General features: G+C 68.9%; 24 protein-coding genes. 11 read left to right on the forward strand and 13 right to left on the reverse strand.

Annotation, left to right across the window (positions count from 1 at the left end; translation table 11 throughout):
• The first annotated feature begins 39 nt into the window (after positions 1 to 39).
• The 5 genes from efeO (at position 40) to WIX39_RS11670 (ending at position 4,878) form a co-directional block, all read left to right on the forward strand.
• Positions 40 to 876 carry an iron uptake system protein EfeO gene (efeO, locus tag WIX39_RS11650; protein ID WP_155742641.1) on the forward strand — a complete coding sequence of 279 codons (837 nt, stop codon included), beginning with the start codon at positions 40 to 42 and terminating at the stop codon, positions 874 to 876.
• A 204-nt stretch (positions 877 to 1,080) separates the two neighbouring features.
• A complete protein-coding gene (locus WIX39_RS11655) occupies positions 1,081 to 1,380 on the forward strand; it encodes a FeoA family protein (RefSeq protein WP_081270644.1) in 300 nt (99 codons plus the stop codon).
• On the forward strand, positions 1,373 to 3,268 hold the full coding sequence (gene feoB / locus WIX39_RS11660) for a ferrous iron transporter B (protein WP_285412087.1): 1,896 nt from the start codon (positions 1,373 to 1,375) through the stop codon (positions 3,266 to 3,268). The genes WIX39_RS11655 and feoB overlap by 8 nt, the downstream gene beginning before the upstream one ends.
• 129 nt (positions 3,269 to 3,397) lie before the next feature.
• Positions 3,398 to 3,688 carry a DUF6587 family protein gene (locus tag WIX39_RS11665; RefSeq protein ID WP_081270642.1) on the forward strand — a complete coding sequence of 97 codons (291 nt, stop codon included), beginning with the start codon at positions 3,398 to 3,400 and terminating at the stop codon, positions 3,686 to 3,688.
• Positions 3,689 to 3,693: 5 nt separating this feature from the next.
• Positions 3,694 to 4,878: an FAD-dependent monooxygenase gene (locus WIX39_RS11670; protein WP_409195065.1), complete on the forward strand. Its 1,185-nt coding sequence runs from the start codon at positions 3,694 to 3,696 to the stop codon at positions 4,876 to 4,878.
• A gap of 18 nt (positions 4,879 to 4,896) precedes the next feature.
• Here WIX39_RS11670 and WIX39_RS11675 read toward each other — a convergent pair whose 3' ends face one another.
• The 8 genes from WIX39_RS11675 to WIX39_RS11710 form a co-directional block, all read right to left on the reverse strand.
• Positions 4,897 to 6,147: an SMI1/KNR4 family protein gene (locus WIX39_RS11675; RefSeq protein WP_285412083.1), complete on the reverse strand. Its 1,251-nt coding sequence runs from the start codon at positions 6,145 to 6,147 to the stop codon at positions 4,897 to 4,899.
• A gap of 103 nt (positions 6,148 to 6,250) precedes the next feature.
• Positions 6,251 to 7,099, reverse strand: a complete 849-nt coding sequence (gene kynA / locus WIX39_RS11680) for a tryptophan 2,3-dioxygenase (protein ID WP_285412082.1) — start codon at positions 7,097 to 7,099, stop codon at positions 6,251 to 6,253.
• Positions 7,096 to 8,373 (reverse strand): kynureninase, encoded by a 1,278-nt coding sequence (kynU, locus tag WIX39_RS11685; RefSeq protein WP_285412081.1) that lies wholly within the window; start codon positions 8,371 to 8,373, stop codon positions 7,096 to 7,098. The genes kynA and kynU overlap by 4 nt, the downstream gene beginning before the upstream one ends.
• A gap of 10 nt (positions 8,374 to 8,383) precedes the next feature.
• Positions 8,384 to 9,034, reverse strand: coding sequence for an arylformamidase (gene kynB, locus WIX39_RS11690; RefSeq protein ID WP_081270638.1), 651 nt, complete (start codon positions 9,032 to 9,034; stop codon positions 8,384 to 8,386).
• Between the two features lie 78 nt (positions 9,035 to 9,112).
• A complete protein-coding gene (locus tag WIX39_RS11695; RefSeq protein WP_106935268.1) occupies positions 9,113 to 9,427 on the reverse strand; it encodes a YkgJ family cysteine cluster protein in 315 nt (104 codons plus the stop codon).
• Positions 9,424 to 9,981, reverse strand: a complete 558-nt coding sequence (locus tag WIX39_RS11700) for a hypothetical protein (RefSeq protein ID WP_106935267.1) — start codon at positions 9,979 to 9,981, stop codon at positions 9,424 to 9,426. Before WIX39_RS11700 ends, WIX39_RS11695 begins: the two co-directional genes overlap by 4 nt.
• Positions 9,982 to 10,009: 28 nt before the next feature.
• Positions 10,010 to 10,945 (reverse strand): ornithine carbamoyltransferase, encoded by a 936-nt coding sequence (gene argF, locus WIX39_RS11705; protein ID WP_106935266.1) that lies wholly within the window; start codon positions 10,943 to 10,945, stop codon positions 10,010 to 10,012.
• On the reverse strand, positions 10,942 to 12,150 hold the full coding sequence (locus WIX39_RS11710; protein WP_081270634.1) for an aspartate aminotransferase family protein: 1,209 nt from the start codon (positions 12,148 to 12,150) through the stop codon (positions 10,942 to 10,944). The genes argF and WIX39_RS11710 overlap by 4 nt, the downstream gene beginning before the upstream one ends.
• A gap of 160 nt (positions 12,151 to 12,310) precedes the next feature.
• On the opposite strand from WIX39_RS11710, the gene WIX39_RS11715 reads away from it, so the two are divergent.
• Complete coding sequence (locus tag WIX39_RS11715) at positions 12,311 to 12,640, forward strand: DUF3579 domain-containing protein (RefSeq protein WP_081270633.1); 330 nt, start codon at positions 12,311 to 12,313, stop codon at positions 12,638 to 12,640.
• 136 nt (positions 12,641 to 12,776) lie between these two features.
• On the opposite strand, the gene rpsT is transcribed toward WIX39_RS11715, so the two are convergent.
• Positions 12,777 to 13,091: a 30S ribosomal protein S20 gene (gene rpsT / locus WIX39_RS11720; RefSeq protein ID WP_007831346.1), complete on the reverse strand. Its 315-nt coding sequence runs from the start codon at positions 13,089 to 13,091 to the stop codon at positions 12,777 to 12,779.
• Between the two features lie 129 nt (positions 13,092 to 13,220).
• Here rpsT and murJ point away from each other — a divergent pair, with 129 nt between their 5' ends.
• The 5 genes from murJ to WIX39_RS11745 all read left to right on the forward strand — a co-directional run bounded on the left by murJ (position 13,221) and on the right by WIX39_RS11745 (position 17,990).
• On the forward strand, positions 13,221 to 14,774 hold the full coding sequence (gene murJ / locus WIX39_RS11725; protein ID WP_081270632.1) for a murein biosynthesis integral membrane protein MurJ: 1,554 nt from the start codon (positions 13,221 to 13,223) through the stop codon (positions 14,772 to 14,774).
• 41 nt (positions 14,775 to 14,815) lie between these two features.
• Positions 14,816 to 15,667 carry a SirB1 family protein gene (locus WIX39_RS11730; protein ID WP_106935263.1) on the forward strand — a complete coding sequence of 284 codons (852 nt, stop codon included), beginning with the start codon at positions 14,816 to 14,818 and terminating at the stop codon, positions 15,665 to 15,667.
• Position 15,668: 1 nt separating this feature from the next.
• Positions 15,669 to 16,097: a bleomycin resistance protein gene (locus WIX39_RS11735; protein WP_081270630.1), complete on the forward strand. Its 429-nt coding sequence runs from the start codon at positions 15,669 to 15,671 to the stop codon at positions 16,095 to 16,097.
• A 140-nt stretch (positions 16,098 to 16,237) separates the two neighbouring features.
• Positions 16,238 to 16,669 carry a YciI family protein gene (locus WIX39_RS11740; RefSeq protein WP_106935261.1) on the forward strand — a complete coding sequence of 144 codons (432 nt, stop codon included), beginning with the start codon at positions 16,238 to 16,240 and terminating at the stop codon, positions 16,667 to 16,669.
• A gap of 28 nt (positions 16,670 to 16,697) precedes the next feature.
• The gene (locus tag WIX39_RS11745) at positions 16,698 to 17,990 is read left to right on the forward strand and encodes an RNA polymerase sigma factor (protein WP_409195066.1); all 1,293 of its coding nucleotides are present in this window, start codon (positions 16,698 to 16,700) and stop codon (positions 17,988 to 17,990) included.
• A gap of 24 nt (positions 17,991 to 18,014) precedes the next feature.
• Here the strand turns inward: WIX39_RS11745 and WIX39_RS11750 are convergent, their stop codons facing one another.
• From WIX39_RS11750 to WIX39_RS11765, 4 genes are all read right to left on the reverse strand, one after another.
• Positions 18,015 to 19,019: a GlxA family transcriptional regulator gene (locus WIX39_RS11750; protein ID WP_409195067.1), complete on the reverse strand. Its 1,005-nt coding sequence runs from the start codon at positions 19,017 to 19,019 to the stop codon at positions 18,015 to 18,017.
• The gene (locus WIX39_RS11755) at positions 18,980 to 19,606 is read right to left on the reverse strand and encodes a DJ-1/PfpI family protein (protein ID WP_106935258.1); all 627 of its coding nucleotides are present in this window, start codon (positions 19,604 to 19,606) and stop codon (positions 18,980 to 18,982) included. Before WIX39_RS11755 ends, WIX39_RS11750 begins: the two co-directional genes overlap by 40 nt.
• Positions 19,603 to 20,163: an isochorismatase family protein gene (locus WIX39_RS11760; RefSeq protein WP_106935257.1), complete on the reverse strand. Its 561-nt coding sequence runs from the start codon at positions 20,161 to 20,163 to the stop codon at positions 19,603 to 19,605. The genes WIX39_RS11755 and WIX39_RS11760 overlap by 4 nt, the downstream gene beginning before the upstream one ends.
• Positions 20,164 to 20,286: 123 nt before the next feature.
• Positions 20,287 to 21,378 (reverse strand): AI-2E family transporter, encoded by a 1,092-nt coding sequence (locus WIX39_RS11765; RefSeq protein WP_081270624.1) that lies wholly within the window; start codon positions 21,376 to 21,378, stop codon positions 20,287 to 20,289.
• Positions 21,379 to 21,389: the final 11 nt, after the last annotated feature.

Genomic DNA, 21,389 nt, shown 5'->3' on the forward strand with positions numbered 1-21,389 from the left:
CCGCAAGTTTTTTCACCACTGCCCAGAACAAGGAGATCCATGACCGTGCAGTTCCGCCGCCACTTCCTCGCCACTTTCGTCGCAGGCTTCGCCGGGCTCTGTGCCGTTGGCGCACAGGCCGCCGTGTCGCCGCTCGAGCTGGTCGGACCGATCTCCGACTACAAGATCTACGTCGCCGAGAACGTGCGCAAGCTGGCCGCGGACACGCGCGCCTTCACCGCCGCGGTGAAGGCCGGCGACATCGAGAAGGCGAAGAAGCTGTATGCGCCCACGCGCACCAGCTACGAGCGCATCGAGCCGGTGGCCGAGCTGTTCAACGACCTCGACAAGGCGATCGACTCGCGCGCCGACGACCACGAAAAGGCCGAGAAAGACCCGGCCTTCGGCGGCTTCCACCGCATCGAATACGGCCTGTGGGTGCAGAAGAACACCAAGGAGCTCAACCCGGTGGCCGACAAGCTGTTGGCCGACGTGCTCGAGCTGCAGAAGCGCCTGGGTGCGCTGACTTTCCCGCCGGAGAAGGTGGTGGGCGGCGCCGCGGTGCTGATGGAAGAAGTGGCCGCGACCAAGATCTCCGGCGAGGAAAACCGCTACAGCCACACCGACCTGTGGGACTTCCAGTCGAATTTCGAGGGCGCTTTCAAGATCGTCGAACTGCTGCGCCCGCTGGTCGTGAAGGAAAACAAGGCCTTCTCGGACAAGACCGACGCCAATTTCAAGGTGGTGTTCGACACGCTGGCCAAGTACAGGACGGCCGACGGCGGCTTCGAAACCTATTCGAAGCTCACCGAGCGTGACCGCAAGCTGCTGGCGGGCCGCGTCAATACGCTGGCCGAAGACCTGTCCAAGCTGCGCGGCATGCTCGGATTGAACTAGGCTCGCCCCCAGGCTGCGCGCACTTCGTGTCGCTTCGCCTTCCCCCTACCGGGGGCAACACCTGCGGCCTGGCATAGCCAGTTCCGCGGTGTTTCTGGGCTGCACCCCGCCTTTTTGAAGGGTGGTCAGGTTTGCGCGAGTGAGAATTGATAGCATTCGGGTATTGCTTACTTGGCGCGCCGATATTCAGGGCGCCCTCTCACCGTGCACACCAAAGACAACGGCGCAGCGCCGGCATCCGCCGTCCTGCACCTCGACCAGCTTCCCGACAACCAGTGGGCCACCGTGATCGACGTGGCGCGCCCCGAGAGCGCGGATGACCGCGAACTCGTGTTGCGCCTGACCGAAATCGGCTTCGTGCCGGGCGAAGCGGTGCGCATCGTGGCCAGCGGCATTCCCGGGCGCGAGCCGCTGGCCGTACGGCTGGGGCACACCACCTTCGCGCTGCGCCGCCATGAGGCCGCGCTCATCCACGTGACGCCGGGGGCTGCCAACCATGGTTGAGGCCGTCATCCAGGGCCCCGGCGGCTTTGCGCCCACCGCGCAGCCGGGCCGCATCGCCTTGCTGGGCAATCCCAACTGCGGCAAGACCGCGCTGTTCAACCTGCTCACCGGCAGCCGCCAGAAGGTGGCCAACTACGCCGGCGTGACCGTCGAGCGCAAGGAAGGCACGCTGCGCACGCCCTCGGGCCGGCGCGTGTTCGTGCTCGACCTGCCGGGCGCCTACAGCCTGAATGCGCTGAGCGCCGACGAGGCCGTGACCCGCGACATCGTCACCGGCCAGAGCAAGGAAGCCCTGCCCGACCTGCTGGTGTGCGTCACCGACGCCACCAACCTGCGGCTGAACCTGCGCCTGGTGCTCGAAGCCAGGAGGCTCGGCCTGCCGATGGTGGTGGCGCTCAACATGACCGACATGGCCCGCAAGCAGGGCATCGTGGTCGACAAGGCCGCGCTCTCGCGCGAGCTGGGGGTGCCGGTCATCGAGACTGTCGGCGTGCACACCGGCGGCGCGCAGGGCCTGCTCGAGGCGCTCGACGCGCCCGTGGCCGCCGCCGCGCCGCAGCCCTGGCAGGCGCCTGGCCTGGACGACGTGCTGGCCACGCAGCGCGAGGTGCGCCGCATCCTCGGCCTCACGGTGAAAGAGCCGGTCGGCAGCCTCGCCACCAGCGACCGCATCGACCGCCTGGTGCTGCACCCCGTGTGGGGCATGCTGGTGCTGGCCGTCACCATGTTCCTGATGTTCCAGGCGGTGTTCAGCTGGGCCAACGTGCCGATGGACGCCATCAAGGCCGGCACCGAGGCGCTCGGCGGCCTCATCAAGGCGCACATGGGCGAAGGCATGCTGCAGAGCCTGCTGGTCGACGGCGTGATCGCGGGCGTGGGCGGCGTCATCGTCTTCCTGCCGCAGATCCTGATTCTTTTCCTGTTCATCCTCGCGCTGGAAGACTCCGGCTACCTGCCGCGCGCGGCCTTCCTGCTCGACCGCGTGATGGGCACCGTGGGCCTGTCGGGCCGCTCGTTCATTCCGCTGCTGTCGAGCTTCGCCTGCGCCATTCCGGGCGTGATGGCCACGCGCACCATCAGCAACTGGCGCGACCGCATCACCACCATCATGATCGCGCCGCTCATGACCTGTTCGGCGCGGCTGCCGGTGTATGCGCTGCTCATCGCGGCCTTCATTCCGGCGCGCACCGTGGGCGGGGTGTTCAACCTGCAGGGCGTGGTGCTGTTCGCGCTGTATGTGTTCGGCATCGTCTCGGCCATGGCCGTGGCGTGGGTGATGAAGCGCTTCCGCGACAACACCGCGCATTCGCCGCTGATGATGGAGCTGCCCGCCTACCGCTGGCCCAACCCGCGCAACCTGGCGCTGGGCCTGTACGAGCGCGCATGGATCTTCCTGCAGCGCGTGGGCACGATCATCCTCACGCTGACCATCCTGCTGTGGTTTCTCTCGACCTTCCCGTCGCCGCCAGAAGGCGCGACCGGACCGGCCATCCAGTACAGCCTGGCCGGCATGATCGGCCGCGGGCTGGAGCACATCTTCGCGCCCATCGGCTTCAACTGGCAGATCTCGATCGCGCTGGTGCCGGGCATGGCCGCGCGCGAAGTCGCCGTGGGCGCGCTGGGCACGGTGTACGCGCTGTCGGCCACGGGCGACGACGTGGCGGGCCAGCTGGAACCGCTGATCGCGGGCAGCTGGTCGCTGGCGACCGCGCTGTCGCTGCTGGTCTGGTACGTGTTCGCGCCGCAGTGCATTTCGACGCTCGCCGCGGTGAAGCGCGAGACCGGCTCGTGGAAGTACGTGTGGATCATGGCCGGGTACCTTTTCGCGCTTGCCTATATGGCCTGTTTCATCACCTACCGCGTTGCGGTGGCACTCGGAGCAGGGTAAAAAAGCAAACCCCCAGGCTTGCCCACTTCGTGTGGCCGCCAACCCCCTTGCAGGGGCAATGCCTGCGGCCCGGCAAAGCCGGTTCCGCGGTATTCCTGGAGTAGGCTTGGGGACTGGAGTATTCGAGATATGACGCAACAACTGATCGTCGGATTCATCGTCGCAGCCGCCGCGTTCTACGCGGTCTGGCGCTGGATGCCCGCAGGCTGGCGGCGCGGTGCCGCGCAGAAGCTCGCGGCCGGCACGCATCGCGCGGGCTGGGTCGACGAAGAGCGCGCCAGGGAACTGGCCGCATCGCTCGCCAGGACATCGGGCTGCGGCTCGTGCGACAGCTGCGGAAGCTGCGCTCCCAAGACACCCCTCAAACCCACGGAAGCCGACCAGGCCACCACCACCCGCCCGTCCACGCAAAGCCGCTGAGACCGATGCCCGCGCACATCCTCGTCGCCGGGGGCGGCATCGGGGGGCTGGCTACCGCGCTGGCGCTTTCCCGCCATCGGCACCGGGCCGACGTTTTCGAGCAGGCCGCCGTCTTCGGCGAAATCGGCGCCGGCGTGCAGCTCGGCCCCAACGCCACGCGGCGCCTCCAGCAGCTGGACCTGGGGCCGGGGCTCGCGGCCATCGCGGCGCGGCCCGAAGCGCTCGTGGTCCACAGCGCCGACAGCGGCTCCGACCTGGCCCGCATGCCGCTCGGCGATGCCATGCAGCAGCGCTATGGCGCCCCTTACTTCTGCGTGCACCGTGCCGACCTTCACGGGCTGCTGCTCGACGCCGTGCGTGCGCGCGGCACCGGCACGCTCGTCACCGCCGCGCGCATCACGCAGGTCGAGACCAGCGACGACCTGGTATGCATGTCGAGCACCGACGCGCGCGCCTGGGAAGGCGAGGCGATCGTCGGCGCCGACGGCCTCTGGAGCCTGGTGCGGCGCCAGCTCGACACCCCGTCGGCCGCGGAGCCGCCCCGCGTCACCGGCCACACGGCATGGCGCTCGATGATCGAGCAGGCGAAGCTTCCCGCTGCGCTGCGCCGCCGGCAGGTCGACGTGTGGCTGGGGCCGCGCCTGCATGCGGTGGCGTATCCGGTGCGCGGCGGCGACTGGCTCAACGTGGTCGTGATCGCAGAATCGGCGCCCGCGGGCGACGCTCGCGACTGGGACCAGGCCAGCAGCATCGCCGCGCTCAGGCAGGCCATGGGCCGCAGCTGCGGCACCCTGCAGTCGCTGCTCGACGCCATGCCCGCCTGGCGCGCGTGGTCGCTCGGCGACCGGGCGCCCATGACCTGCGCAGCCGACATGGCGCACGAACGCGTCGCGCTGGTGGGCGACGCCGCGCATCCGATGGTTCCCTACCTCGCGCAGGGCGCGGGCATGGCCATCGAAGATGCGCTGGCGCTGGCCGATGCGCTGGGCGAGGGCGACGCGGCGGAGGTGCCGGCGGCCTTCGCGCGCTATGCCGAGGCGCGCTGGGCGCGCAATGCGCAGGTGCAGGCCAGGGCGCGCCGCAACGGCGAAATCTTCCACGCGACCGGCGCGGTGCGGCTGGGCCGAGACATGGCTATGCGCCTGCTGGGCGCGAAGCTGCTCGACCAGCCCTGGCTCTACGGCGGGTAGCCCTGGAGCCCTGGAGCCCTAGAGCCGGAACGCCTGCAGGTGTTCGATGCGCTCGGCGATTCCTTCCTGCCCCAGGTAGTGGCCCAGCTTGCCGTCCTGCATCTGCGCCAGCGTGGTCTCCAGTTCCAGCAGCATCGCATCGCGGTCCGCGACGAAGGCCGGTGCCACGTCGATGCCTGCCCGCTCGCAGGCTTCGGCGATCAGGTGCGCGCTCGCGGGCGCACCGCAGGCCGCGCACTTCACGATGGCCGCCACGTCGGGCTCCGCACCGTTGGCCAGCAGCGCGGCCGTGAGTTCGGGCGAGATCTGCCCGTCGATGCTGCCCAGCGCGTCCGCAGGCACCGGCGCACCGGCACGCACCAGCGCCGCCGCGGCGGCGAAGGCGCCATTCCCGACCGCGACATCGACCGCAAGCGCACTGCCTTGCAGCGGCCCGTCGAAGCCCACGCCCGCGGCGGCAAGCTGGGCGACCATGTCGGCGTCGTCCGTCGCGATGGCGTGCCGCAGCGCCACGCGTGCGAGCGATGGCTTGTGGCGCAGCGTGCCTTCGGCCAGCGGCGTGCGCCAGTCGACCACGGCGCGCGAATAGAAGGCGACCAGCTTGTCCATCAGGTCGAGGTCGAGCCCGTGTTCCTCGTGCCGGTCGTCCAAGTATTCGAGCAGCGTCTGCCCCGCGAAATAGTCGCTCGTGGGGGCCAGCGGGTCTTCGTCCAGGTGCAGCGCAGCGAAGGCGCCCATCAGGTCGGAGGCGACGGTGTTCACGCTGTCTTCATGCAGCGCATGCGTCCAGGCCGGCGGCAGGCCTTTCTTCCATGCAACGATCTGCCCGTGCTCGGCGCCGGGCTCGACCACCGCGTAGATGCGGTCGGTGTATTCGAAGCCGCCGAAGGGCAGGTGCGTGAGCTTGCCGCTCCATGGTTCGCCGCTTTCTTCGGCGGCTTCCTGCGCCAGTTCCAGTTCGTGGTCGATCCAGCCCTGCAGGTCGTGATAGCCGTCGCTGCCGTTCCAGAACAGCTCGGTCCAGCTGATGCCTTCGAGGTTGCCGTTCATCTCGAGCGACAGGTCGTAGTCGAGCCGCCCGCCCGCGGTGACTTCCCACAGCGCGAGCAGCCCATCGGGGATCGGCCCCGCGCACAGCGACTGCACGGCGGCAATCCGTTCCTGGGGCATCGGCGGCTGCGCGTCGAAGATCACGCGGTTGGCGAAAAGCACGACGCCGTGTTCGCGCAGGGTGGAAAGCTCTTCGGGTGTGAACCGGATGTCGTGCATGGCGGTGGCCTCCGTTGTTTCCAAAACTGTAGCGCGTTGCACCGAAGGAACAATCCGGACCACCCCGGCCTCATGAGGGCGTTTGCACGGCGAGGCTGCAGATCTAGAGGTCCGTGCGCAGCTTCCAGATCTCGGGGAACAGCACCACGTCGAGCATCTTGCGCAGGTAGCTCACGCCGCCGGTGCCGCCGGTGCCGCGCTTGAAACCGATCACGCGCTCGACCGTCGTCACGTGGCGGAAGCGCCAGAGGCGGAATGCGTCTTCGAGGTCGGTGAGCTTCTCGCCGAGCTGGTACAGGTCCCATTGATCGTGCGGATTGCGGTAGACGGTGAGCCATGCCGCCTCCACGCCGTCGCTCATTTCGTAGGGCTGCGTCCAGTCGCGCTCCAGCCGGTCGGCGGGCACGGGCAGGCCGTGGCGCGCGAGCAGGCGCAGCGACTCGTCGTACAGCGAAGGCGCGCGGTAGGCCGCGTCCACCTGCGCGAGCAGGTCGGCGCGGTGCGCGTGCGGCTTGAGCATGGCGGCGTTCTTGTTGCCGAGCGCGAACTCGATGCAGCGGTACTGGGCGCTCTGGAAGCCGCTGGAGTTGGCGAGGTAGGGGCGCATCGCCGTGTATTCGGGCGGCGTCATGGTCGAGAGCACGGTCCACGCGCTCACCAGCTGTTCCATGATGCGGCTCACGCGGGCCAGCATCTTGAAGGCGTCGGCCAGTTTTTCTTCCGCGATGCAGGCGGTGGCGGCGCGCAGCTCGTGCAGCATGAGCTTCATCCAGAGCTCGCTGGTCTGGTGCTGCACGATGAACAGCATCTCGTCGTGCGCGGGCGAGAGCGGATGCTGCGCGTTGAGGATCTCGTCGAGGTGCAGGTAGTCGCCGTAGCTCATGGACTTGCTGAAGTCCAGCTGCGCCTTTTCTTCGTGGACGATGCGCTCGGGGCTGTGTTCGGTGCTCATGTCACTGCGTTCTTGCGGTTGAATTCAGGGCGTCGCCACTCGCCGGTCTCGAGCACCTGCACCAGATGCTCGACCGAGTTCCACACGTCCTCGAAGCCGATGTACAGCGGCGTGAAGCCGAAGCGCAGGATGTCGGGCATCTGCGAGTCGCCGGCGCGGTAGTCGCCGATGACGCCGCGCGCGATGAGTGCCTGCACGATGGCGTAGGCGCCTTCCTCGCGACTGAGGCAGACCTGTGAGCCTCGCTGGGCATGGTCGCGCGGCGTGACCAGCGAGAGGCCGTGGCCGGCGCAGCGCTCCTCGACCAGCCTGATGAACATGTCGGTCAGCGCGAGCGACTTGGTGCGCAGCGCGGCCATCGCGCCGTGGTCGCCGTTGAACGACTCGGCCGCGAGCACGGTGTCGAGCCCGCATTCGAGCCCGGCCAGCGCGATGATCGGCTGCGTGCCGCACAGGTAGCGGCCCACGCCCGGGGCAGGGCGGTAGTGCGGCGTGAACTCGAAGGGCGCCGCATGGCCCCACCAGCCGGACAGCGGCTGCTCGAATGCGCCCGCGTGCTTCGTGTGCACCCAGGCGAAGGCCGGCGCGCCGGGGCCGCCGTTGAGGTATTTGTAGCCGCAGCCGATGGCGTAGTCGGCGTTGCTGTCGTTCAGCGCAACCGGCACGGCGCCCGCGCTGTGCGCGAGGTCCCACACCGTGAGCGCACCCACCGCATGCGCGGCGGCGGTGACGGCCTTCATGTCGTGCATGGCACCGGTGCGGTAGTTGACGTGCGTGAGCATCAGCACGGCCACTTCGTCGGTCAGCACGCCGGGCAATTCGCTTGCGTCGATCAGCTTGAGCGTGAAGCCGCGCTCACGGCACAGCGACTCGGCAATATAGAGGTCGGTCGGGAAGTTGCTGCGCTCGCTCACCACCAGCTTGCGGCCGCTGTCCTTCTGCTGCGACAGGGCAGCGAACAGCACCTTGTAGAGGTTGACCGAGGTGCTGTCGGTGCACACCACTTCGCCGGGCGCGGCGCCGATCAGGCGGGCCACCTTGTCGCCCAGGCGCTGCGGCAGGTCGAACCAGCTCGCGGTGTTCCAGGAGCGGATGAGGCCTTCGCCCCATTCCTTGGTCACGACTTCGGCGATGCGCGCGGGCGCGGCCTTGGGCATCACGCCGAGCGAGTTGCCGTCGAGGTAGAGCACGCCCTCGGGCACGATGAATTGGTCGCGCAGGGCGCGCAGCGGGTCTTGCGCGTCGAGCGCGCGGCAGTCTGCAAGTGTCGTCATGGTGGAGGTTTCAGCGGGGAAGTTCGCGCAGCACGGCGCGAACGGGGGAGGCATCGGCGCTGACCAGCTTCAGCGGCAGCGCGATGAGTTCGTAGTCGCCTTCGGGCACGTCGTCGAGCACGAGGTTCTCGAGCACGCGCAGGTCGAGGCGGCGGATGCGTTGGTGGCTCTCCAGCGTCTTGCTGTCGGCCGGGTCGATGCTGGCGGTGTCGATGCCGATGAGCTTCACGCCCATGGCCGCGAGGCGCTCGACGGTGGCGGGCGCATAGGCCGCGAGCTGCGGGTCCCAGTGGCCGACCGGCATGCTGTCGTAGGTGCGCACCAGCACGCGCTGGGGCAGGTGGCTGTCGATGGCGTGTGCGATGTGCTCCCACTCGATCAGAGGGCCCTTGTCGATCGCATGGATCACGCGGCAGGGGCCGAGGAAGGGCGTGAGGTCGACGTTGCCGATGGCCTGGCCCTCGGGGTCGTAGTGCAGCGGGGCGTCGGCGTGCGCGCCGACGTGGGGCGAGAGCTTGATCTCGCTGACGTTCACCGGGCAGCCGGGCGAGATGGTCGCGGCCCAGCGCTGTTGGTAGGGCGTGTCGCCGGGAAAGACCGGCGCGCCTTCATGCACGGGCGGCGAAATGTCCCAGATGCGATGCTGATGTGATGGAGCCATGGCGCGAAGTTAGCGCCGGGCGAGGGGTCGTGGTGTCGGTTATTTCCAACACCCTGCGTGACGAGTTGAAGCGCAGGCTCAGTGCGGCGACGGCAGCGCCGGCAGCCCGTGGCGGGCCCGCGCGCGCTCGCAGGCGTCGCTGCCCGATTGCAGCTCGTGGCACGGATTGGGCCGCCATTCGTAGATGCCGCAGCTCACGGATTCGCCGATCTTGCCGGTGAGGGCGGCGCAGCGCATCGGCGTGTGATCGGTGCCGCGCATGCGGCAGAGGCTGTTGTTCACCTCGACGGCAAGGCCGGACGGCACCCTGCCGCCGTTGTCGTCGAGTTCGTGCACGCTGAAGTCGACGCGGTAGCTGGCGCAGCAGGCGCCGCATTGCTGGCAGGGGTTCATGGGGCAAGAAGGGCGGCGTCGTGCACGCGCCTCAGCAGGCGGCGACGGATCAGCCCGCTCGCGGGCCGGATCAGCAGCCAGTAGGGGGTGAAGCGGCGGCGTGCCGCATCGTCGCCGCACCAGACGCGGGTGCGGGTGGTCAGGCGCGTGCCCTGGCCCTCGGGCTGGGCGGTGAAATTGAGCACCAGCTTGGCAATGCCCGTGGCGTCGAGCGCGGCGAAGGCGCGGGCATCGGCGAGCGGGACCAGTCCGTAGTCCGACCGCCAGAAGCGGCCCGCGAGGCCGAAAGCGAGTTCGCGTTCGCCGTCTCGGCCGAGCTGGGTGAATTCGCCGAGGCTGAATGCCGGCCGGTTCTGCAGCGCCGACGCGAAGCCCAGGCGCCCGGCCAGCCGGTTCGGCAACTCGCGCAGAGAGATCAGGCGGCGGGCGACCGGGTCGTCGACCACATCGGGCCGGGCCGCCATGTCGAGCACGCGAGCAGGCGAGGCCGGCACGTGGAGGCTGTGTTCTTCCGCGAACTGGTAGCGCGGAAGGTAGCGGGTCATCAGCTCCATGCGCGGGCCCCGGCGGATCGAAAGCTTCTCAGAGCCTGCCGAGCAGCAGGAACTCCATCAGCGCCTTCTGGGCGTGAAGGCGGTTCTCCGCCTCGTCCCACACCACCGACTGCGGGCCGTCGATGACTTCGGCCTGCACTTCCTCGCCGCGGTGGGCGGGCAGGCAGTGCATGAAGAGCGCGTCGGGCTGGGCGGCGCGCATCATGTCCTCGTCGACGCACCAGTCGGCGAAGGCCTTGCGGCGGGCTTCGTTCTCGGCTTCGTAGCCCATGCTGGTCCAGACGTCGGTGGTGACGAGGTCGGCGCCGCGGCAGGCTTCCATCGGGTCCTTGAAGACCTTGTAGCTGTCGCCCGAGCGGATGCCGGCGATCGACTGGTCGACCTCGTAGCCGCTGGGCGTGCTCACGTGCACCGTGAAGCCCAGGATCTCGGCCGCCTGCAGCCAGGTGTTGGCCATGTTGTTGCCGTCGCCGACCCACGCCACGGTCTTGCCCTGGATGGAACCGCGGTGCTCGATGTACGTGAAGATGTCCGCCAGGATCTGGCAGGGGTGGAACTCGTTGGTCAGACCGTTGATGACCGGCACGCGCGAGTGCGCCGCGAAGGCGTCGATCTTGGTCTGCTCGTAGGTGCGGATCATCACGATGTCGACCATGCGGCTGATAACCTTGGCGCTGTCCTCGATGGGCTCGGCGCGGCCCAGCTGGCTGTCGCCGGTGGTCAGGTGGACCACGCTGCCGCCGAGCTGGTACATGCCGGCCTCGAAGCTCACGCGGGTGCGCGTGCTGGCCTTCTCGAAGATCATGGCCATCGTGCGGTCGACCAGCGGCTGGTGCTTCTCGTAGGTCTTGAACTTCTTCTTGATGACCGCCATGCGGTCGAAGAGGTAGGCGTATTCGTCGGCCGTGAAGTCGGCGAACTGCAGGTAGTGCCGGATGTTCGTGTTCGCGGTGGCGGTCGTCATTGGGGTGCGGGCTCCGACAGGAAGGCTTTGACGATGGGCGCGAGGATGGCGACGATCTCGTCGGCCTCGGCGATGGTCAGGATGAGCGGCGGAACGAGGCGGATCACCTTGTCGGCCGTCACGCTCAGCAGCAGGCCGGCGTCGCAGGCGCGGTTCAGGATCACGCCGCAGGGGCGGTCGAGCTCGATGCCCAGCATCAGGCCCTGGCCGCGCACTTCCTTCACGCCCGGCAGGCCGCCGATCTCGCGCTCCAGCGCGGCCTTCAGGTGGGCGCCCACGGTGGCGGCGTTCTCGAGCAGCTTGTGCTCTTCCATGATGCGGATGGTCTCGACGCCGGCGCGCATGGCCAGCGGGTTGCCGCCGAAGGTGGTGCCGTGGTTGCCGGGGGCGAAGATGCCGGCGGCCTTGGGGCCGGCCACCACGGCGCCGATCGGCACGCCCGAACCCAGGCCCTTGGCCAGCGGCATCACGTCGGGCTTGATGCCCGCCCACTGGTGGGCGAACCACTTGCCGGTGCGGCCCATGCCGCACTGCACTTCGTCGATCATCATGAGCCAGTCGCGCTCGTCGCACAGCGCGCGCACCTGCTTGAGGTATTCCCAGCGCATCGGGTGGATGCCGCCTTCGCCCTGGATGGTCTCGAAGAACACGGCGACCACGTTCGGATTGCCCTCGGTGGCCTTCTTCAGCGCCTCGATGTCGTTCAGCGGCACGCGGATGAAGCCCTCGACCAGCGGGCCGAAGCCGGCCTGCACCTTGGGGTTGCCGGTGGCCGACAAGGTGGCGATGCTGCGGCCGTGGAAGGCGGCTTCGTAGACGACGATTTCGGGGCGCTCGATGCCCTTGTCGTGGCCGTACTTGCGGGCCAGCTTCAGGGCGGCTTCGTTGGCTTCGAGGCCGGTGGAGCAGAAGAAGACGTTGGTGAGGCCCGACAGTTCGGTCAGCTTGGCGGCCAGCTGTTCCTGGCCGGGCACGTGGTAGTAATTGGAGCTGTGGATCAGCTTGGTCAGCTGGTCCTGCAGGGCGGGCACCAGCTCGGGGTGGTTGTGGCCCAGGGTGTTGACGGCAATGCCGCCGAGGCCGTCGATGTAGGCCTTGCCCGAGGTGTCCCAGACTCGGCAGCCCTGGCCGTGCGACAGTGCGATCGGCAGGCGACCGTAGGTGTTCATGACGTGGGGCGAGGTGGGCTGGGCGGTAGCGCTCATTCGGGTTCTCCAGATAGGGAACGCGGATTCTAGGCGTGCGGTTTGACGGCTTCGTTGAGGATTCCGCATTACAGCAATGCCCCATGTTCAGGATGCAAAAAGTGGCGAAGATAGAATCGCGTGTTGCACCGCAGCACCTGCTCGGGCGCCTCATTCAACGATGATTTCCCCCACAGCCAAAGAAATCTTCATCCAGGGCATCACCAAGGATGGACGGACCTTTCGCCCGAGCGATTGGGCCGAGCGCCTTGCCGGCGTGATGAGCTCCTTCCGCCCCGGCGGCGCCTTTCCCGGCAGCTACCTGAGCTACTCCCCCTGGTGCGTGCCGACGACCATCAACGGCGTGAAGTGCGTGGTCGTGAACCGCGCGCTGCGCGATGCCGAGCCCATGGCCTGGGACTTCTGCGTGAACTTCGCGAAAGACAACGACCTGCAGGTCGCCGAGGCCTGCCTGGTGCCCGACACGCCCATCCCCCCCAAGAAGGCCTGACAGACAGGCCTTTTTCTTTTTGCGAGCCGATCAGGCATGAAAAAACCGCCCGAAGGCGGTTTTTTACACTTTGCTGCAGCGCACCCCGATCAAACGGCGGACCGAAGAATTCCGGTCCGGGCTTGCCTGACAGGTGTCAGGCGGCGGCCTTTTCAGGCGCCAGGGCGAGGGCCTTGACCTTGGCCGACAGGCGGCTCTTGTCGCGGGCGGCCTTGTTCTTGTGGAAGATGCCCTTGTCGGCGACGGTGTCGACGATGCTCTGGGCCTTCGCGAACAGTTCGCTTGCCTTGGTCTTGTCGCCAGCCAGAACAGCCTTTTCGACGTTCTTGACAGCGGTACGGTATTTGGAGCGCAGCGAGGTGTTCGCAGCGTTGAGCTTGGTGTCCTGGCGGACGCGCTTACGGCCGGAGGCGAGGCGCGGGTTCTTTTTCTTGGGCTTGGCGGATGCCATGATTTAGTTCCTTAGGTGTCTGAGGATGATGCAGCAAAGCCCTCCATTATAGGCCGGGTTGGCCCTTTCTCCCAATTCGCGCCCGAATCGGCCCGTTCCCGCGGCCGGCGGGGCCTAAACTCGGCCCCCGTGTCCCTGCTCAAATCCGCCTCCACCGTCTCCCTGCTGACTCTCGCTTCGCGGATCACGGGCCTTGTGCGCGACGTGCTTTTCGCCTCGGTTTTCGGCGTCAGCGCGCTGACCGACGCGTTCAACGTCGCCTTCCGCATTCCCAACCTGTTTCGCCGCGTCTTCGGCGAAGGCGCCTTCAGCCAGGCTTTCGTGCCGGTGCTGGCCGCGCGCAAGACCGAAGACGGCCAGGAAGGCGCGCGGCAGCTGATCGACCATGTCGCCACCCTGCTGACCTGGACGCTGCTGATCGTCTGCGTGGCCGGCGTGGTCGGTGCGCCCCTGATGGTGTGGGCGATGGCAAGCGGGTTGCCGGGCTTCGACTCGGCCGTGGTCATGACGCGCTGGATGTTCCCGTACATCGGCTTCATGTCGCTGGTGGCGCTGGCCGGGGGCATTCTCAATACCTGGCGCAAGTTCGCGGTGCCGGCGGCTTCGCCGGTGCTGCTGAACATCGCGCTGATCCTGTCGATCGTGATCGGCGCGCCGCTTTTCCGGCGCTGGGGCGTGGAGCCGATCTACGCGCAGTGCGTGGGCGTGCTGGTGGGGGGCATGCTGCAACTGGCCCTGCAGATTCCGGCGCTGCGCAGGCTCGGGCTGCTGCCGCGCATCGGCGTGAGCCTGCGGGCGCTGCGCACCGCGTGGACCGACCCGAACACGCGCAAGGTGCTCAGGCTGATGCTGCCCGCGCTGCTGGGGGTCAGCGTGGCGCAGATCTCGCTGCTCATCAATACGCAGATCGCCTCGCACCTCGCGGTGGGCAGCGTGACATGGATCACCAATGCCGACCGGCTGATGGAATTTCCCACCGCCATGCTCGGCGTCGCGCTCGGCGTGGTGCTGATGCCGCAGCTCTCCAGCGCCCGTGCCGCCAAGGACGATGCGCGCTATTCGTCGCTGCTCGACTGGGGCCTGCGCCTCGTGGTCATGCTTTCGGCGCCCTGCGCCATCGCGTTGCTGCTTTTTGCCAGGCCCCTGGTGGCGGTGCTTTTCCACAATGGCGCCTACACCGGCGAGGACGTGGGCCGCACGACCCTGGCGCTGATGGGCTACGGCGTCGGCCTCGTGGGCATCGTGGCCGTGAAGGTGCTCGCGCCCGGCTACTACGCCAAGCACGACACGCGCACGCCGATGCTCATCGCCGTGGGCGTGCTGGTGCTGACGCAGGTGCTCAACGTCTTCCTGGTGCCGGTGCTGCAGCACGCGGCGCTCACGCTGACCATCGCCATCGGGGCGCTGGTCAATTCGGCCTGGCTGCTGGCCGGCCTGATCCGCCGCGGCAGCTACAAGCCCGAACCCGGCTGGGGCAAGTTCGCGCTGCAGGTGCTGGCGGGCACGCTGGTGCTGGCGGCGCTGCTGGCGTGGGGCTCGGCGCATTTCGACTGGGTCGGCCTGCGCGCGCAGCGCCTGCTGCGCATCGGCCTGCTGGCCGCGCTGATCGCCGCTTCCGTGGTGGTGTACTTCGGCGTGCTGGCGGCGGCGGGCGTTCGCTTGCGCAGTTTTCTGCGCCGCTGAACACGCCTTGACGCCCCCGGCGGGCTCCTCTACAAAGACACATGACGTTCAGCTTTCAGGTTCCCTCCGCGCTGGAGTATTTCGAATCGCTGGTCCGCAGCGACGATCACTTTCCGCTGCTCGAAGCCGCCGCCAGCCTGGCGCAGGACGAGTACCCCGACCTCGACGTGCAGCAGGTGCTGGGCGACGTCGACCAGCTCCTGGCCCGCCTGAAGCGCCGCCTGCCCGCCGACGCGGCCCCGCTGGCGCGGTTGCGCGCGCTGAACCAGTTCTTCTTCAACGACCTGAATTTCGGCGGCAATCTCAACGACTACTACGACCCCGACAACAGCTACCTGAACGCCGTGCTGCGCACCCGCCGCGGCATTCCGATTTCGCTGGCGGTGCTGTGGATGGAGCTGGCGCAGGGCCTGGACCTGCAGGCGCGGGGCATCGGCTTCCCGGGCCACTTCATGCTCAAGGTGACGCTGCCCAAGGGGCAGGTGGTGATCGATCCGTTCACCGGCAAGTCGCTGTCGCGCGAAGAGCTCGGGGAGCGGCTCGAGCCCTACAAGCGCAGCAACGGCCTGGTGGGCGACTTCGACGTGCCGCTGGGCCTGTACCTGCAGCCGGCCAGCTCGCGCGAGATCATCGCGCGCATGCTGCGCAACCTGAAGGAAGTTCACCACGCGCAGGAAGACTGGCTGCGCGTCATTGCCGTGCAGGACCGGCTGATCGCCCTGCTGCCCGGCGCCTGGGGCGAATACCGCGACCGCGGCATCGCGCACGCCGAGCAGGGCAACACCACGCAGGCCGTGCGCGACCTCGAAACCTACCTGTCGAAGGCCGAAGACGCCCTGGACATCGACGCGATCGCCGAGCGCGTCGCCGCCCTGCGCCGCATGGCCAATTGAGATGGACACCAAGGCCGGTGTGAGCCCGGCGCCCGACCTGGGCACCTTGCATGAGTTCCACGGCGTGCAGCCGGTGCTGCCGGTGTCGGACGTGTCGCGCGCCGCGCGCTGGTTTCGCGACGTGCTGGGCTTCGAGCTCGACTTCATCGCCGGCGAACCGCCCAGCTATGCCCGCGTGAAGAAGGGCGACCGCAGCTACGGCGACCCGGTCTACCTGCGACTGTGGCAGTGCAACACCCGCGGGGCCGTGCCTTGGCGCGGCGAAATCGTGATCCACGTGGGCAAGGACATCGACGGCCTGCACGCGGCTTACCTGAAACGCGGCGTGACGGTCGTCGAACCGCCGGTGTCCCAGCCCTGGGGCCTGCGCGAATTCGCGATCCGCGAACCCGACGGTCATGTGCTGCGCTTCTGCAGCTCCTTGCCCTGACGCCACCGCCTGGAGCCGGAAACACAAAATTACAGATAGATCGATGCCGCCGTGTCGATCCGACTTCCGCTCGTCCGACGTGTGAACAGGAGCAGCGGTTTCCCGCGGCTCCCAGCCTCATCAACTTCAGGAGAAAAGACATGCGATTCATGATTCTGGTCAAGGCCAACGCCGATTCCGAAGCCGGCGTGATGCCCAGCACCGAAATCCTCACCGCCATGGGCAAGTTCAACGAAGAACTGGTCAAGGCCGGCGTGCTGCTGGCCGGCGAGGGCCTGCACCCCAGTTCCAAGGGCGCGCGCGTGCGCTGCGAAGGCCCGACCAAGCGCACCGTCATCGACGGCCCCTTCGCCGAGACCAAGGAGCTGCTGGCCGGCTTCTGGCTGTTCCAGGTGAAGTCGAAGGAAGAAGCCATCGAGTGGATCAAGCGCAGTCCCTTCCAGGAGGGCGAGATCGAGATCCGCCAGGTGTTCGAGGCCGCCGACTTCGGCGACGCCATGACGCCTGAGCTGCTTGCCCAGGAAGACCGCCTGCGCGCCGAGACCGAGGCCCGCGGCAAGACCGGCAGCTGACAGCTCCCGGCGCATCGCGGGAGCCGCCGTGACCGCAGAAGAGGGCCGCGAGGGCGCCATCCGCCGCACCGTCGAGGCGGTGTGGCGCATGGAGTCCGCGAAGATCATTGCCACCGTCGCGCGCATGGTGCGCGACGTGGGCCTGGCCGAAGAACTGGCGCAGGACGCGCTTGTCTCCGCCCTCGAGCAGTGGCCCGGCGAAGGCGTGCCAGACAACCCCGCCGCCTGGCTCACCGCCGTGGCCAAGCGCCGCGCGCTCGACCGCCTGCGCCACCGGCAACTGGCCGAGCACAAGGCCGGCGAGATCGGCCGCGAGTTCGATGCGCAGCACGAAATGGCGCAGGCCGACTTCGCCGACGCGGTCGATGCGGCGCTGGACGACGACATCGGCGACGACCTGCTGCGGCTGGTGTTCACCGCCTGCCATCCGGTGCTGTCGACCGAGGCGCGCGTGGCGCTCACGCTGCGTCTGATGGGCGGCCTCGCGACGGACGAGATCGCCCGCGCGTTCCTCGTGCCCGAGGCCACCGTGGCGCAGCGCATCGTGCGCGCCAAGCGCACGCTGGCCGAGGCGCGCGTGCCCTTCGAGGTGCCGCGCCGCCGCGAGCTGGAAGGCCGGCTCGCTTCGGTGCTCGAAGTGATCTACCTGATCTTCAACGAAGGCTATTCGGCCACCGCCGGCGACGACTGGATGCGCCCCGCGCTGTGCGACGAGGCCCTGCGCCTCGGCCGCATCCTGGCCGAGCTGATGCCCAAGGAGGCGGAAGTGCACGGCCTCGTCGCGCTGATGGAAATCCAGGCCTCGCGCACCGCCGCGCGCGTCGGCGCCTCGGGCGAGCCGGTGTTGCTGCTCGAGCAGAACCGTGCGCGCTGGGACCACATGCTGATCCGCCGCGGCCTGGCCGCGCTCGCACGCGCCGAATCGCTCGGCGGCGCGCTCGGCCCCTACGCGCTGCAGGCAGCCATTGCCGCCTGCCATGGCCGTGCGCGCACGGCTGACGAAACCGACTGGGCGCGCATCGCCGCGCTCTACGACGCGCTGGCCGAGCTCGCGCCGTCGCCCATCGTCGAGCTCAACCGCGCGGTCGCGCTGTCGATGGCATTCGGACCGGCGGCGGGGCTGGAGGTGGTCGACGCGCTCATGGACGAGCCCGCGCTCAAGGGCTACCACCTGCTGCCGACGGTGCGCGGCGACCTGCTGTTCAAGCTCGGGCGCTACGACGAGGCGCGCAGGGAGTTCGACCGCGCCGCCGCGCTCACGCGCAACACGCGCGAGCGTGCGTTGCTGCTCGCGCGTGCGCGGGCCTGCATGGCCGGGTGAACGCCCGGCGCCGGGTGCCGCAGCTCAGGCCTTGAAAGCCTGGCCGGCCTCCGAGGGCGAGCCCGGCAAGCCGAACTGGTGCCACGCGCGGCGCAATTGCGTGTCGGAGCCGAAGCCCGACTGCTCCGCCGCCCGCGTGACGCTGGCGCCGGAAGCCAGCGCGAGCTGCGCCGCCGCCAGCCGCAGCCTGCGCAGGTAGGCCAGCGGCGCGACGCCCGCATGCTCCATGAAAAGCCGCGTGAGATGCCGTGCCGACGTATGCGCCACCTCTGCCATGCGCGGCACGCTCCAGTCGGCCTGCGGCTGCTCGCTGACCGCGTCCTGCACGCGGTGCAGCGCGGCATGCAGGTGGTTGCGGTAGGCCAGGAAGGGCGACAACTCCGGGTCTTGCGGGCCGCGCCGCAGCGCCACCACCATGGTCTGCGCGACCTGCGCCGCCAGCGCCTCGCCGCAGAGTTCTGCGATGCGGTGCAGCACGAGGTCGATGCCGGTCGTCACGCCCGCGCTGCTGTAGACCGGCGGGTCGATCACGAACACCCGGTTGGCGACCACGTCGCAGCGCGGCTCCGCCGTGCGCAGTTCGCCCAGGTGATGATGGTGCGTGGTCGCGCGACGGCCCGCGAGTGCGCCGGCATGCGCCGCCAGCACGGCGCCGGCGCAGATCGTCACCAGTTCCAGGCCGCCGCGCTCGAAGCGCTGGCCGCGCAGCCAGTGCAACAGGTCTTGCGCCTCCGGGGTGTCGACGGCGATGGTGTCGCCGGGCAGTCCGACCAGCACGACCCAGCCGGGGCCGTCCCACCGCACCGGCAGCGGCGCGAGTCCGGAAAGCGCGACGCCGACCGAGCCCATCGCGGTCGGCCGGGGGCTTGCGAACTCGATCGCGAAGCGCTCGGGCTGGCCCATGGCCCGCAGCCGCTGGTTGGCGATGCGCAGTGCCTCGGCCGGGCCGGCCCAGTCGAGCACCAAGCTGCCGGGCAGCAGGACGAAAACTACGCGGATGGGCTGGTGCCGGCGGGGTTGCGGGTCCATGCGTAGTCCATCTGGCGCGCGGTGCGCTCGGCCAGTTCGCGGCCGGCCAGGCGCTCCACGAGGTGCAGGCTCATGTCGATGCCGGCGCTGATGCCGGCCGAGCTGACGATGCGCCCGGTATCAACCCAGCGCAGGTCTTCGCGCACGTTCAGCGCGGGGAACTGCGCGCGCAGGTCGGCGATGTCTTCCCAGTGCGTGGTGACGGCGTCGCTGGTGACCACGCCGCTGGCGGCCAGCAGGAAGACGCCGGTGCAGACCGAGGCGACCACCTGCGCGCCGGCCGCGTTGCGGGCGATCCAGCGCAGGGTGTCGGGGCTCGCCAGCGGCGCGTCGACCACGCCGCCGGGAACGACCAGCACGTCGGCTTGCGGGCTGTCTGCCAGCGTGTGATTGGCCAGCAGTTGCAGGCCGGCGCGCGCCTGCACCGTCTGGCCCAGGGCCGCCGAGACCACCTCGAAGGGCGCGGCAGTGCCCGGTCGCATCCGCTGGCTGACGCGGCTCGCGGTGGTGAAGACCTCGAAGGGGCCGGCGAAATCGAGCGCCTCCACGCCGTCGAACGCCAGGATCACTACGCGCAGGGTGCTCATGCCACGGCCCGTTCCAGCGCCTGCGCCACGGTGCAGACGGTGGCGAAGCGGCCATGCAGCACGGTCGCGGTGCGGGCCTTGATGTCGGCGGCCGACAGCGGCCTGCCGTCAGGCTGCACCATGTCGAAGGTCAGGGTGGCGTCGGTCACGTAGTCGACCTGCCAGCCCAGGTCGGACGCGTGGCGGGTGGTGGTTTCGCAGCACTGCTCGGTGCGGATGCCGCTCACGATCAGCCGGCCGATGCCGTTCTGCGTGAGCCACACGTCGAGCCCGCTGTTGACCAGCGCGCTGTGGCGGTGCTTGGTGAAGTTGGCGGCGGCCTCGAAATGCGCCAGCCCGGCGATGGGACGCACATGGCCGGATTCGACCGCGAAGGGGTTGCTCGCGTCCGAGGGCCCGTCGGTGTGGAAGATCCGCACGACCGGCAGGCCGGCGGCGGTGCAGCCTTCGATCAGGGCGTTCTGGGCGCCCAGGTAGGCGGCGGCCAGGCTTTCGTTCCAGTAGGGGCGATGGCGGAACGACTCCTGCGCGTCGATCACAATCAGACAGGTTTTCATGGCGGCGGCTCGCAAGGGTGCGGAGTGGATGATGCCCCCGATTCTTTCGCGCGGCCAGCCGGCGAGCCGCTCGGTGCCGGACCAGAATCGATCAGATCCGGACATCGCTGACCGCGCCCGCGGTCAGACCAGCGCGGCCGCCTGCAGCTCTTTCTTCAGGTACGCGTAGTACAGCGGCGCCGCCACCAGCCCGGCCGGGCCGAACACCGCCTCGGCCACGAACATCACGGCCAGCAGTTCCCACACGCTCATCTGCGTGCGGGCGCCGACCACCTTGGCGTTGATGACGTACTCGGCCTTGTGGATCACGATCAGGAAGATCAGGCAGGCCGCCGCCGTGACCGGCGACACCGACAGCCCCACCAGCGTGATCACCGAGTTGCACACCAGGTTGCCCACGATCGGCACCAGGCCCGCGAGGAAGGTGAGGGTGATGAGCGCCGGCGTGTACGGCAGGTGCGCCCCCCACATCGGCATGACGAACAGCAGGAAGATGGCCGTGAGCAGCGTGTTGAAGGCGGCGATCCAGAACTGGGCCGCGACGATCTGCCCGAAGGCCTCGCCGAAGGTCTGCACGCGCTGGTGCAACTGGTCGGCCAGCGGCATGCGGCGCGGCGCGGCATGCGCCACGGCCGCCAGTGCGCCGACGATCAGCCCCACGTAGGAAAAGAGCAGCCCGTGCAGCCAGGCGCGGCCGGCCATGGCCAGCGAGCCGGCCTGCGCGCGCAGGTAGTTGGCGATCACGCGCTGGATCTCGGCCGCGCCCTCGGGCAGGTAGGCCGCGATCTCGCCGGGCAGCTTGGAGCGCAGCTCTAGCACCGTGCGCGCCGTGTAGTCGAGCAGCTCGCGGTACTGGTCGGGCGCGTCGACGATGTATTCGCGGGCCTGCGACAACAGCAGCGTGAGCAGCGCGATCGGCCCCACCAGCACCAGGATCACGGCCAGCACGTTGGCCCAGCCGCCGGCTCGTTCAGGGCGCCTGCCGAGCGGCGGAATGCGCTGCAGGCCGCCCGTGAGCACGCGCGCGAACCAGCGCGTGGCCAGGAAGCCGATGCACACGCACAGCAATCCGGGCAGCAGGTGCTCCCACATCACCAGCAGGAGCGCGCCCAGCATCAGCAGGTAGCTCGCGATGATCACCCCGCGCGAGGCCGGGGGGCGTTGGATGGGGGCCGTCGCAACGGCGGGGGTGATGGGTTGCGGCTTGTTGGCCATCCGGTGGGTGT

It is taken from the genome of Variovorax sp. AB1(2024) (assembly GCF_037482385.2).
GTDB lineage: Bacteria > Pseudomonadota > Gammaproteobacteria > Burkholderiales > Burkholderiaceae_C > Variovorax.